Here is a 13336-nt window from a genome sequence, read left to right on the forward strand (position 1 = left end):
AAACTGCAAACTTGCAGAAAATAAGAAATTATGCTAGAATAACCTATTGCCGAAAGATGAAGAGAAATTGGACTGGTTCTTTCGTTTATGTAAATTGCTAGAGCCAGATGTCATAACAATGATAAAGCTGAACGCGACCCGTTTGGCTTTTCTAATGCCTAAACTTCGCAAAGTGATTTTTCGGTGGTGCCACAGGGGCTAAGAATGAGTAAAAACGTACGTGGCCACTGTCAAAAAGAACCAAACACTTTGACCGAACAATCGACGGGGTAGCAAAAATTAAGCTACATCCTCAGTTAACAACCATATAGGAGGATTCATTTGAAATTTAAAGAATTAGAATTATCACCAGAATTATTGAAATCAGTAGAGCGTGCTGGTTTTGAAGAAGCAACACCGATCCAGTCAGAAACAATCCCTTTAGCATTGTCTGGAAAAGATGTGATTGGACAAGCACAAACAGGGACTGGTAAGACGGCTGCTTTTGGTTTGCCGATGTTAGAAAAAATCGACACTAATCGCCACGAATTGCAAGGGTTAGTCATTGCACCGACACGTGAATTAGCGATCCAAACACAAGAAGAGCTTTATCGTCTTGGTCGTGATAAAAGAGTACGTGTACAAGCTGTTTACGGAGGCGCTGATATCGGTCGCCAAATCCGTGGATTGAAAGATCGTCCACATATTGTCGTAGGAACACCTGGACGTATGCTGGATCACATCAACCGCCACACATTGAAATTAGGAACAGTGGAAACATTAGTTCTAGATGAAGCAGATGAAATGTTGAACATGGGCTTTTTGGAAGATATTGAAAGTATTATTTCAAAAGTACCTGAAGAACGCCAAACATTATTATTCTCAGCAACAATGCCACCTGCAATCAAAAATATCGGCGTGAAATTCATGAAATCACCAACACACGTGAAGATCAAAGCGAAAGAAATGACAGCTGACTTAATCGATCAATATTATGTTCGAGCAAAAGAATACGAAAAATTCGATATCATGACACGTTTGTTCGATGTCCAAACACCAGAACTTACGATTGTTTTTGGTCGTACAAAACGACGTGTTGATGAATTGGCACGTGGATTAGAAGCTCGCGGTTATCGTGCAGAAGGAATCCATGGGGACCTTTCACAACAAAAACGAATGAGTGTTTTACGTTCATTTAAAAATGGTCATTTAGATATTTTAGTTGCTACGGATGTAGCTGCACGTGGTTTGGATATTTCAGGCGTGACTCACGTCTACAACTATGACATTCCACAAGATCCAGAAAGTTATGTTCACCGTATCGGACGTACAGGTCGTGCGGGTAAAGGCGGGATGTCAGTGACATTCGTTACGCCAAACGAAATGAGCTACCTACATGTTATTGAGAACTTAACGAAAAAACGGATGGCTACTCTACGTCCGCCAACTGAAAAAGAAGCATTCAAGGGACAACTAGGTGCTGCAGTGGAACAAATTGAAGCTAAGCTTGAAGAAAACGGCTTAGACAAGTATTTGCAAACAGCAGATAAATTGCTTGAAGAGTATTCTGCACAAGATTTAGTAGCTTTGTTACTAAAAACGACTGCGAAGGATCCTTCTGATGCAATACCAGTTAAAATCACTCCAGAACGTCCATTGCCAATGCAGAAAAAAGGCTATAATAAAAATGGCAAACGTGGCGGCGGAAATAACCGTAATCGACGCGATAATAACAACTACCGTGGCAACAAATCAAAAGGTGGCTACAGTAAAAATAATAACCATCAAAAAGATGGCGGTAAGCGTCAAAACGATAAAAAACGTGGATTTGTGATCCGTACAAATAACGATTAATAATAAATGATAAGCTTCTCTTTTTTAAGAGGAGCTTTCTTTTTAGTTATTTATGGACATATTGGTGGTAAAATACCGAGAATTTGGTAGAATGAGAGTGTTCTAAAATTTTTGAAAAGAGTAGAGTCTATGATTAAAGGAATTGGGATTGATGCAGTTGAGTTACCAAGGATTGCAAAGATCATCAAAGAAAAACAAAATTTTATCGACCGAGTGTTGACGCCAAATGAAATCGAGCAATTTCAAATCCTGCCTTTTCACCGACAAGTAGAATTTCTCGGAGGGCGTTACGCTTGCAAAGAAGCTTTTTCAAAAGCGTGGGGAACTGGTATTGGTAAGGTGACGTTTCAAGAAATTGAAATTTTAAAAAATGATGCAGGACAACCTGTAGTCACAAAATCACCTCATTCAGGTACTTGTTTTGTTAGTATCACGCATACGGATGAATTAGCGTTTGCACAAATTATTTTAGAAGATTAGAAAGAAGGAAAAATCATGGTTGTCGCTTGGCACCGACCTACAAGAGTCATTATACATACAAAAGCTATTACTGAAAATGTCAAAAAAGAATTAGCTAGATTACCAAAAGGAAAAGAGCTATTTGCTGTAGTCAAAGCAAATGGTTACGGGCACGGAGCAGTCCAGACAGCAGAAGCTGCACTGGCTGGAGGTGCTACTGGATTTTGTGTGTCTAATCTAGACGAAGGGATTGAATTGCGGGAAGCGGGATTCACACAACCTATTTTAGTATTGAATATGATTCCCATTGACGCATTGACTTTAGCGGTTGTCCATGATTTATCGATCACTGTAGGAAACAAAGAATGGTTAGAACAGGCTGTTGAATATCTGCAAGAAAGAAAGCTGAAACATGCGTTAGCACTTCATTTGAAAGTTGATACCGGCATGGGACGGATTGGTTTTTTGACACCTGAAGAAGTCGTAGAGGCAGTTTCATTTATTCAAGAAAGTGCTGTATTGGAATGGGAAGGGATCTTCACCCATTTCTCAACGGCTGATCAAGCGGATGAAACGTATTGGCAACAGCAACATCAACGTTTTATAGAGACAATCGATGCATTGCCTGCTTTACCTAAGTATGTTCATGTAAGTAATAGTGCTACTGCTTTATGGCATGATGAAAAAATTGGTAACATGATTCGTTTTGGTGTAGCAATGTATGGGTTAAATCCTTCAGGGCATGCACTGCCAGAACCGTATCCATTGGAACCCGCACTAGAGTTAGTTTCTGAGTTGATCCAAGTGAAACGTTTGGCTAAAGGTGAAGGCATCGGCTACGGGGAAACCTATATTACCGATCAACCAGAGTGGATCGGGACGATCCCGATTGGCTATGCGGATGGCTGGTTACGAAACATGCAAGGCTTTTCCGTCCTAGTGGATGGAAATTTATGTGAAATTGTCGGACGTGTGTGTATGGATCAAATTATGATCCGTTTACCTCAGGAAGTTCCACTGGGAACAAAGGTTACTTTGATTGGTAAAAATCAGGAAAAAGAGATATCGATGCAAGCAGTAGCGGATCAATTAGGTACGATCCACTATGAGGTAGCCTGTGTACTAGGAACGCGCATTCCTAGAGAATATGAAGAGTAAGGAGAATCCTATGGTAAAAAGAGGAGACATTTATTTTGCTGACCTTTCTCCAGTCGTGGGTTCAGAACAAGGCGGGACACGACCTGTCTTAGTTATTCAAAATAATTTAGGGAATCATTTTAGTCCAACGATTATTGTGGCGGCCATTACTGCCAAAATGGCCAAACCTAAATTGCCTACGCATATTGGAATAAAAGCAACTGGTACTGGAATCGAACGTGACTCTGTCATTTTACTTGAACAGATCAGAACAATTGATAAATCAAGATTAAAAGAAAAAGTTTGTCATTTAGATCGAGGAATTATGTCAGAAGTCGATCATGCACTTAAAATCAGTGTAGGTATCGAAGCATTGACCCCTGTCGCTAAATAAGCACATTATGCCTTTACATATAAAAGGAACAAGCTAATTATCTTGAATGTCAATCAACAAAGGTTATAAGAGAAATCGTTGGATCTGAGCGTTAATGATGTCAATCGCTATACGGTCGTTTCTGACTCTTAATAAAAAATGCTGGATAATGATAAGAAAAAAGTTGAGTCAGCATTGTTCAACTTATAAAAAAGCCGTAAGGACCAAAAATAGTTTTCCTATCTTTAGTCCTTACGGCTTTTTTTATATGTGTTTGATTAGTTTATCTTATTCAGAGAGTGACTGCTATTTTGCCAGAATATCTTTCGTCTGTCTAATACTAATTACCAACTAGCTTTTTTGACACCAGGGATCAGTCCTTGATGAGCTAGTTCGCGAAATTTCACACGAGACATGCCGAATTTTCGCATATATCCGCGAGGACGTCCATCGATCAAGTCACGGTTTTTCAAACGCTCAGGGCGTGCATCTAAAGGTAATTGACGTAAGGCTTCATAATCTTTATTCGCTTTTAACTCTTGTCGTAAATCAGCATAGCGGGCAATCATTTCTTGTTGTTTTCTAGCTTTTGCAATTTTTGATTTTTTTGCCATATTTTCCTCCAATAATCTCTTTAATTTTTCAAATCGTAAAAATTACGGTTTAGTGTAGATACCTTAACATAGTGTGAGAAATAAAACAATTATTTTGTTTCTAAAAATGTTTAGTCCTTCTCTTGTTCTCTATGAAAGAGAAAGACCACCGATGCGATTAAAACAGTTTTTTTGTCAAATAGTGGTGTTACACGTAAACTAGAAGAAAAGGAGGGGGTAGAGATGCGTAGGTTTGCTATTAGTGGTTATGGGCCAGCTGAAAAGGTGTTTCAAGAAATAGTAGACACACCAAGGGAGGTCACGCCAAATCATCTTCGTGTGGAATTGAAAGCGTTTAGTATCAATCCTTATGATGTCGCTTTGCGTTCAGGAAAGATGAAGGAAGTTCGAACCTTAACATTCCCTTACGTATTAGGGAATGATGGTGCAGGAATCGTGACGGAAGTAGCAAGTGACGTCGATTCATTTGCTGTGGGGGACCGTGTAGTCGTTCATCCTGTGTCAGGTGCTTACGGTGAAGAAATCGTCTTACCAGCAAGTAAAGTGGCTAAAATACCAGATGAAATGAGTTGGGTAGAAGCGGCTGCAATGGTAACGACGGGGATCACTGCTTACAATGTGATTAATCATCTGCTAACGATCCAACCAACTGACACGGTAATGGTGACCGGAGCTTCAGGAGGCGTAGGAACTAGTTTGATCCAATTACTTCATCAAAAAGGGATTCGGACGTTTGCTAGTGCATCAAAGACAAATGAAGAATTAGTCCGAAGTTTAGGCGTTACTCATTTTTCTTCTTATGATCAAGAAAATCCTGAAGAAGTATTCAGTAATCAAGCAGATATTGTGATCGATGCGACGAAAGGAAGCATCGCGGGAGACATGGCTATCAAAATTATGAAAGAAGAAGGTCATTATGTTGCGTTGAACGAATTGCCTTCCCTTGCATCTCGTCAGAAAAAAAATGGGTTTTATGAGACTTTTGTTCCTAGAAAAGAATACTCAGATCAAGAAGCTTTGACTCATTTAATTGCCGCATATAAAACAGGAAATTACCAAATTTTTGTAGCAGAAGAATTAGCTGCAACTCTTGATCATTTAATCTGGGCACACCATCAACTTGAAGGACACCCCTCTGCAGGTAAAATCGTATTAACTTATGATTAGAGCTGGGCTGGTAAAAGGAGCAAACTTTTTCTGGATGCGTTTTCTTCTTCTGATTTTTAGCATGAAAATTTCTTTCTGCTTTATTTAATGGTAAAGTGGTACATGTAAAATTTAACTATTTCTTCAATTCTATGGTCAGACAATCGGACAGTTTGACTATTATGTCTAAATTATCGAGCTTTTTGAAAAAAGGGAATTGAAAATTACATGATTTACATGGTAAAGTAATGCAGCTGAAAAAAGAAGAAGGGGATATTTATGCGGTCAATCAAAAACACATTAAAATTATATCTACTTGACTGGAAAAGAATTTTTAAAAATCCAATTGCTACACTTTTGATCATTGCAATTATGATTATCCCTTCATTATATGCGTGGTTCAACATCAAAGCGTTATGGGATCCTTACGGAAATACCGGTGAATTGCCTATTGCGGTTTACAGTGCAGATCAACCGGCAGAATTTCGTGGGAAAGAAGTCGCAATTGGGAAAGAAGTGATCAAATCACTTCATGACAATAAACAACTCGGATGGCAATTCGTTGACTCAAAAGCAGAACTGGAACAAGGGGTTCGTTCTGGGAAATATTATGCAGGAATCTACTTACCGAAGGATTTCTCAGAAGACTTGTTAAGTTTTACGAGTGGAGAGATCAGAAAGCCAAAAATCGAATACACGGTGAATGAGAAAATCAATGCGATTGCTCCTAAGATCACCGATAAAGGAGCTTCTGCGATCCAAACCCAAATTACAGATGAATTTATCAAGACAGCTAGTTCAACGTTATTGAAGGTCTTTAACGAGATCGGTTATGACATTGATTCGAATCTAGTAAGTATCAATAAGGTCAAATCAATGATACTTTCAACGGATGAGAACCTTGATACGATCGACGGTTATACGCAACAAGTACTCGATTTACAAAAACAACTACCTTCTATTAAAGAAAAGTTAAACAAAGCCAATGAATTTGTGGACTATCTCCCACAAGTCGATGAAATGGGACAAAAAGTGGTTGCACTGAATGATAAAATGCCACAGCTCCAAGAGCAAGCGAAAATCATTTTAGATTTACAACAAAAAATACCGGAAATCCAAAATGCAGGTCGACAAATTGCTGAGATCGATCAGGATTTTTCATCGATCCAAGAAACGATGGATCAAGGAATCACTGAAGCGAAACAAGGGTTGTCGATCATTCAACAAGTCCAAGAAATCTTACCTGACGTGAAGAAATTAGAAACACAAGCAAAAGATCTAGCTACTCAAACAAAATCAGGTGCAGAGCAGTTAAAAGATGCATTACCAGGTATCACAACAAGCGTGAATACAACGGTACAATCAATTAGTCAGACAGCAACGTCCATCGGTCTATTTGCAAAGAATGTTGAACAAGCAATCACAGACCATCAATTGACGGAAGACGAGAAGAAAAACTTACTCAGTCTATTGGATAATCTCTATAATAGTTTACCAGCACAGCAACAAGCGATTGATCAGTTGATTACCTTTTTGACACAGCTACAGAATCAAACGGGTAATACCAAACTTCAAAAAATAATTGATACATTAAATAGTATCAAACCAGTTTTAAGCGGCTTACAAAATCGCCTGCCTGCGTTGAAACAAGCCATTCAAGAAGGCAATGTCGAAAAAGTAAGTGAGATCTTAGAGGAAGTTCAAACTGCTGCTGAAAATGTCAATAACTTGATTTCTGGAATCGATGTGAACCAAGTCAGTTCAACCGTTGATTCACTATTAAATCAAGTCATCAGTACGATTGAAACAGCTCAAGGTGCGTTAAGCAAGGCTGACCAAATCGATTTTGATTCGCTGTTAAATTCAACAAAAGCAACAGTGACCAATGCAGTGGCGATATTAGAGAAGTACCAAAAAGAAATGCCAGCGATCGGACAAGAGATCCATGATGCAAACACCATGTTGAATGGTAATATGGAAACGATCGTCAATGGGATCAATAAAGGAGCCGATCTGTATAATAATGATTTGCCAGTGTTAGCCAACAAATTGAGTACAGCTGCTAACTTTATCCAAAATGACTGGCCAACGATCAAAAATGAAATCACAAGTACGATGACAACAGCGAATGAAAAAATGCCACAAGTTGAAACGGCAGTAAATGCAGCAGCTGATTTGATCAATAATGATTGGCCAAACATCAAGACAGGTATCCAAAAAGCAGCAGATGCTATTCGTAAAGGAGAAAAAGAAGTTGATCTAGGAGAAGTGATCAAATTATTGAAACTAGATGCCACGAAAGAGAGTGACTTCTTTACGCAACCAGTAGAATTAAAAACCAATACGATGTATCCAATTGCAAACAACGGATCGGCAAGTACGCCGTTTTATACAGCACTTTGCTTGTGGGTGGGAGCTGTCTTACTCTCAAGTGTAGCGACAACCGATTATTATCTCGGTAAAAAAGAAAGAAACAATTTTACAAAACGAGAACAATTTGTTGCTCGAATGCTCACGTTCTTAACGATGGCTATCGCACAAAGTTTGATCGTTACTTTAGGAAATATCTTTTTATTAGGTGTAGATGTCCATAATCCAGTTTACAGCGTGTCCTTTGCCGTTTTGATCTCGCTAGCCTTTATGATGATCGTGTATGTTTTAGCGGCGCTATTTGATAATGTTGGGAAGGGACTTGCGATCATTATCCTCGTGCTATCGATTTCTGGTGGAGGTGGGAACTATCCTATCCAAGTATCAGGGAAGTTCTTCCAAATGATCAATCCATTCTTGCCATTCACTCATGCGGTTAATCTATTACGAGAATCAGCAGGAGGAATCTATTGGCCAAATGCTGCAAATGCGATTTGGATCATGATTGGTCTATTCGTTAGCTTTGGTGTTATTGGAACGGCTGTTGCGCCTTATCTCCAAGAAAAAATGGTCAAATTCAAAGAAGCAGCACATCAGAGTCATATTTTCCACTAGTAGTTAAAGCAATAACCAGTTTGAAAAAAGAAGACCTTGTTAGACAGAAATAGTCATATATTTTCGTCTGACAAGGCCTTTATTTTATTAACAGAGCTTAGGTGATCAGAGGAGCTATTTTTTTCTTTTTGTAGAAACAACGAGTTTAATTGAAAAAATTGAAAATAGAAAAGTAAAGTTTGTTATGGCTGATTCCACAATGATTGATGATTGCTAGAAAAAATCACAGTCCGTTTACTTATTTTTTGGAAAGTGCTGGTTGTTCAAGTTCTACGAAAAGTAAAAGTTTTTATTGAATAGGAAAGAAAAATCTCGATGAGTGAGATGTTACATTTTTTGACAGAAAAGGAAAAAAGTCGTTGAAATGTAAGGCATTTGCTAATTTAACGTACGATTGAAAAAAATACTGTTTTTTTTCTAATTTTTTTCAATTAATTTTATGAAAGTTTATTGACTTTTATATTATGGGAGCGTACTATAACATCTTGTTTAAGATAAATTTTTTTTAATTTTGACAATAATAATTTTGAAGTAAATATGTGTGTAAAGGAGTAAAAAAATTGGACTACTTAAAAAGGTTGTTAGTAGGTAAGCCGTTGAAATCTGCTGAAAACGACGAGCATAAATTAACTCGTTTTGCCGCGTTAGCATTGCTGTCATCGGATGCCTTATCATCCATTGCTTACGGTACAGAGCAGATTGTGGTTGTTTTAGTTGCCTTGTCAACTGCAGCCATTTGGTATTCACTGCCAATTGCAGCATTTGTTATTATTCTATTGATTTCATTAACTCTCTCTTACCGTCAAATCATTCACGCGTATCCTCAAGGTGGAGGAGCTTACGTCGTCAGCAGTGAAAACCTTGGGAAAAATGCCGGGTTGATCGCTGGAGGTTCCTTGTTGATCGACTATATGTTGACGGTAGCTGTTTCCGTGTCAGCTGGTGCCGAAGCGATTACCTCGGCAATCCCCGCATTGTATGGTCACCAAGTAGCAATCTCAGTTGCAATCGTATTGCTCTTGATGATGCTGAATTTACGCGGGTTAAGGGAATCGGCTTCTTTCTTGCTATTCCCTGTTTACACGTTCATCATTGTGATTACGTTGCTAATTGCGGTCGGACTGTTTAATATCATTACTGGTGCCGTACCATTACATGCAACAGCCTTACCTGGAGCTGCAATCCCAGGGGTGTCGATCGCATTGATTTTGCGAGCATTCTCTTCTGGTTCTTCTTCTTTAACAGGGGTTGAAGCAATTAGTAATGCCGTACCATTTTTCAAGAAACCTCGAGCAAAAAATGCAGCAGCAACTTTAACAATGATGGCTTTGATCTTAGGCTTCTTCTTTGTCGGTATCACGTTCATCAACTATTGGTATGGGATTGTACCTGAAAAAGAAGTTACTGTATTGTCTCAAATTGGGAAAGCTGTCTTTGGCCATGGCGTATTGTATTATGTATTACAATTTGCTACCGCTTTGATCTTGGCGGTTGCTGCCAATACTGGATTCTCTGCATTCCCAGTATTAGCATACAATTTGGCAAAAGATAAGTTCATGCCACATATGTATCAAGATCGTGGCGATCGTTTAGGGTACTCAAATGGGATCATGACATTAGCTTTTGGTTCGATCATTCTCTTATTTATTTTCCATGGTTCAACGGAACGCTTGATTCCGTTATACTCGATCGGTGTATTTATTCCTTTTGCGCTATCGCAAACAGGAATGGTCGTTAAATGGAAAAAAGAAGGAAAGAACTGGTTAGGAAAATCTATTGCAAATATCACAGGTGCGTTTATCTCTTATGCGATCATTGCGATTTTGTTCGTTTACCGCTTAGGTGATATTTGGCCATTCTTTATCATCATGCCAATTGTGATGTATATTTTCTATCGCATTCATGATCACTACAAAAAGGTAGCAGAACAGTTGCGACTTGAAACGGACGCCAAGTTACATGACTATGATGGAAATACCGTGCTGGTTTTAGTAGGAAATGTCACACGTGTTAACATCGGTGCGATCAATTATGCTCGTTCGATCGGGGATTATGTGGTGGCCATGCACGTGTCATTGGATGAAGATATAGCAAAAGAAAAAGAAATTGAAGCAGACTTTAAGAAACATTTTCCTGATGTCCGTTTTTCAGTTGTTCATTCTTCTTATCGTTCCATTGAAAATCCAATTATCCGCTACGTTGATCTGGTAAGTAAAAATGCCGCAAAACAAAACTATACGACGACAGTATTGATTCCACAGTTTGTACCAAACCGTCGTTGGCAAAATATCTTACACAATCAAACAAGTTTACGATTAAGACTTCGTTTATCTTGGCGAGAAAATATCGTGATAAGTACGTATAGTTATCATTTGAAGAAATAAATGTTAAAGACAAAAAAATGCTTGAGTGAGAAACTCAGGCATTTTTTTATTTATTTATTTTATAATTACAAAAAAAATAAATAAAAAAGTGTCACTTAATTGATGTATTTTTTTAGTAGAACATGTTTATCCAATTTATTTGAAGGAGCTGAAAAGACAATGGCACAATATTATAGAAATACTAAAAATGGGAAAGTCTTGACGGAAGATCAATATAAAGAAATCAAGGATCAAATGGGCAACTTTCAAAAAGTATCTGACGATCAACTCAATAAGTCAGAAATGTTGATGGCTAAAATTGCTTCAGGTGATCTAAATGATTATTCTTCTTTTTATGAAATGGAAGATCTAGCTCTGGATCCAAACATCGAAGTAGAGCCGGAAAATACACTAATAGTGATCAACATGGCGGAAGATGTTCACTGCTTAGAAGTGTTCAATAAACTTAAAAGAAATGATCTAAAACCAGATGTTGAGGTTCAACAAGTGATGTTAGCTCAACGCGCGTTTGACGAAAGAGGATTCACAGTGATGGATTTTGAGAATCTTTCAGGCGAAAAGAATGAGTGGCGTGATAGTATTTTAGGTATTATCATTGGCTTTATCGGTGGTCCATTAGGGGCGATTTTTGGCTGGGCAATTGGCGATGTCATTGGTTTTGGGCAAGCGCATCATGCAGAGAAAAAATCTAAAAATGTTTTTCATTATATTGCTAACTGTATCCCAGAAGGACAAGAAGGGGTCTTAGCGATTGTCAAAGAAATGGATGCAAAGAAATTGAATGACTTAATCACTGTGGAGTTTGGAGGCACAATTAAACGTTTTGAACTCAATCATATCAATGAGGCAATCAAATCTATAAAAAAATAAAACGATCACTTGCAAGAAATCGGTTTGTTCGTTCGTTTCTCTTTCTTCTTTTTTCGAGTGCGGGTTTTGCCAAGGCAACAGTAAAAATGTTAGAATGACAAGGCAGAAGATAGAAAGTGAGTGACGATATGTTAACAACAGAAGATTTTGACTTTGATTTACCAGAAGAGTTGATCGCTCAAACACCACTAAAAGACCGTGACCATTCTCGGTTACTAGTTTTAGATCGTACAACTGGGGAAATGTCGGATAAACATTTCCATGACATCTTAGAAGAATTGCATCCAGGAGATGCGCTAGTGATGAATAATACACGTGTGTTGCCAGCTCGTTTATATGGTGAAAAAATTGAAACAGGTGCACACCTCGAAGTATTACTTTTGACAAATACAGAAGGAGATACTTGGGAAACGTTGATCAAACCGGCAAAACGAGCAAAAGTAGGCACGCGGATTACCTTTGGTGATGGTCGCTTACAAGCAGTTGTCAAAGAAGAATTAGAACATGGCGGAAGAATCATTGAATTTGAATACGAAGGTATTTTTCTTGAAACGTTGGAATCATTGGGCGAAATGCCTTTACCTCCTTATATCAAAGAACGTTTAGAGGATCCAGATCGTTACCAAACTGTTTATGCAAAAGAAAACGGGTCAGCAGCAGCTCCTACAGCTGGATTACATTTTACCAAAGAATTGTTAGCAGAAATCGAAGCAAAAGGGGTAGAACTCGTTTATTTGACACTTCACGTAGGGTTAGGAACATTCCGGCCGGTCAGTGTGGACAAGATTGAAGAACACCATATGCACAGTGAATTTTATCGTCTAACAGAAGAAGCAGCAAGTCGCTTAAATCAAGTCCGTCAAAATGGTGGCAAGATCATCGCCGTAGGAACGACTTCGATCCGTACACTTGAAACGATTGGAACTAAATTTGATGGTGAAATCAAAGCAGATAGTGGTTGGACAGATATTTTCATCACACCAGGTTATCAATTTAAAGTAGTAGAGGCCTTTTCAACAAACTTCCATTTACCAAAATCAACGTTAGTCATGTTAGTGAGTGCCTTTGCTGGACGAGAATTAACATTAGCAGCTTACCAACATGCTATTGATGAACGTTATCGCTTCTTTAGTTTCGGCGATGCAATGTTTGTCAAATAAAGATAAAAAAGCTGTTTCAATACAATTAAACAAAATGGCAGTAATTGCCCATTATAAATTATCAGTCAAAGAATCCTCAACTAGAAAAATGGGTTCTTTGACTGATTTTTTTCTATTCTTTGTTTTAGTTGGAATTAAAAAGTGTAGGAGACATGGATTCGTTTATTGCAGAAGATAAATAAACTCAGGCGACAAAAAAAGCTGGGCTCTCGATAAGCCCAGCTCTTCGTATGCGGAAGGAATCAAATAAACAAAATAAGTGTAACTTTCCATGACCCATGCAAAGTACCGTGTTGAATTTCTTCTTGATAAACAAAAAATCTTGTTTTTGTTACATCTTCAACAGTTGAAACATCTCTTGATTCTATTCAGTTT

At 38.2% G+C, this 13336-nt stretch carries 10 protein-coding genes; 9 read left to right on the forward strand and 1 reads right to left on the reverse strand.

Annotated elements, in window-relative coordinates:
- Window positions 1–321: 321 nt before the first annotated feature.
- The 4 genes from cshA (at window position 322) to IGJ32_RS01010 (ending at window position 3823) form a co-directional block, all read left to right on the forward strand.
- The gene (cshA, locus tag IGJ32_RS00995; protein WP_010720333.1) at window positions 322–1833 is read left to right on the forward strand and encodes a degradosome RNA helicase CshA; all 1512 of its coding nucleotides are present in this window, start codon (window positions 322–324) and stop codon (window positions 1831–1833) included.
- Window positions 1834–1962: 129 nt separating this feature from the next.
- Window positions 1963–2313, forward strand: a complete 351-nt coding sequence (acpS, locus tag IGJ32_RS01000) for a holo-ACP synthase (protein ID WP_010720332.1) — start codon at window positions 1963–1965, stop codon at window positions 2311–2313.
- A gap of 15 nt (window positions 2314–2328) precedes the next feature.
- Window positions 2329–3450 (forward strand): alanine racemase, encoded by a 1122-nt coding sequence (gene alr / locus IGJ32_RS01005; RefSeq protein ID WP_010720331.1) that lies wholly within the window; start codon window positions 2329–2331, stop codon window positions 3448–3450.
- A gap of 10 nt (window positions 3451–3460) precedes the next feature.
- Window positions 3461–3823 carry a type II toxin-antitoxin system PemK/MazF family toxin gene (locus tag IGJ32_RS01010; protein WP_010720330.1) on the forward strand — a complete coding sequence of 121 codons (363 nt, stop codon included), beginning with the start codon at window positions 3461–3463 and terminating at the stop codon, window positions 3821–3823.
- Window positions 3824–4146: 323 nt separating this feature from the next.
- On the opposite strand, the gene rpsN is transcribed toward IGJ32_RS01010, so the two are convergent.
- Window positions 4147–4416, reverse strand: a complete 270-nt coding sequence (gene rpsN / locus IGJ32_RS01015; protein ID WP_010736862.1) for a 30S ribosomal protein S14 — start codon at window positions 4414–4416, stop codon at window positions 4147–4149.
- 222 nt (window positions 4417–4638) lie between these two features.
- Here rpsN and IGJ32_RS01020 point away from each other — a divergent pair, with 222 nt between their 5' ends.
- From IGJ32_RS01020 to queA, 5 genes are all read left to right on the forward strand, one after another.
- Window positions 4639–5583, forward strand: coding sequence for an NADP-dependent oxidoreductase (locus IGJ32_RS01020; protein WP_161637979.1), 945 nt, complete (start codon window positions 4639–4641; stop codon window positions 5581–5583).
- A 258-nt stretch (window positions 5584–5841) separates the two neighbouring features.
- Complete coding sequence (locus tag IGJ32_RS01025; RefSeq protein ID WP_342081907.1) at window positions 5842–8547, forward strand: YhgE/Pip domain-containing protein; 2706 nt, start codon at window positions 5842–5844, stop codon at window positions 8545–8547.
- 560 nt (window positions 8548–9107) lie between these two features.
- Window positions 9108–10931 (forward strand): amino acid permease, encoded by a 1824-nt coding sequence (locus IGJ32_RS01030; protein ID WP_010720326.1) that lies wholly within the window; start codon window positions 9108–9110, stop codon window positions 10929–10931.
- A gap of 159 nt (window positions 10932–11090) precedes the next feature.
- On the forward strand, window positions 11091–11801 hold the full coding sequence (locus IGJ32_RS01035) for a hypothetical protein (RefSeq protein ID WP_342081908.1): 711 nt from the start codon (window positions 11091–11093) through the stop codon (window positions 11799–11801).
- Window positions 11802–11929: 128 nt separating this feature from the next.
- A complete protein-coding gene (queA, locus tag IGJ32_RS01040; protein ID WP_010720324.1) occupies window positions 11930–12961 on the forward strand; it encodes a tRNA preQ1(34) S-adenosylmethionine ribosyltransferase-isomerase QueA in 1032 nt (343 codons plus the stop codon).
- Window positions 12962–13336 lie beyond the last annotated feature (375 nt).

It is taken from the genome of Enterococcus sp. DIV1639a (assembly GCF_050530445.1).
Lineage (GTDB): Bacteria > Bacillota > Bacilli > Lactobacillales > Enterococcaceae > Enterococcus_B > Enterococcus_B hirae.

What these genes read in the sequence shown, in the direction of transcription:
- queA (WP_010720324.1), top strand. Translation starts at nt 11,930, where the DNA reads ATGTTAACAACAGAAGATTTTGACTTTGATTTACCAGAAGAGTTGATC.
- IGJ32_RS01020 (WP_161637979.1), top strand. Translation starts at nt 4,639, where the DNA reads ATGCGTAGGTTTGCTATTAGTGGTTATGGGCCAGCTGAAAAGGTGTTT.
- rpsN (WP_010736862.1), bottom strand. Translation starts at nt 4,416, where the DNA reads ATGGCAAAAAAATCAAAAATTGCAAAAGCTAGAAAACAACAAGAAATG.
- IGJ32_RS01010 (WP_010720330.1), top strand. Translation starts at nt 3,461, where the DNA reads ATGGTAAAAAGAGGAGACATTTATTTTGCTGACCTTTCTCCAGTCGTG.
- IGJ32_RS01035 (WP_342081908.1), top strand. Translation starts at nt 11,091, where the DNA reads ATGGCACAATATTATAGAAATACTAAAAATGGGAAAGTCTTGACGGAA.
- acpS (WP_010720332.1), top strand. Translation starts at nt 1,963, where the DNA reads ATGATTAAAGGAATTGGGATTGATGCAGTTGAGTTACCAAGGATTGCA.
- IGJ32_RS01025 (WP_342081907.1), top strand. Translation starts at nt 5,842, where the DNA reads ATGCGGTCAATCAAAAACACATTAAAATTATATCTACTTGACTGGAAA.
- alr (WP_010720331.1), top strand. Translation starts at nt 2,329, where the DNA reads ATGGTTGTCGCTTGGCACCGACCTACAAGAGTCATTATACATACAAAA.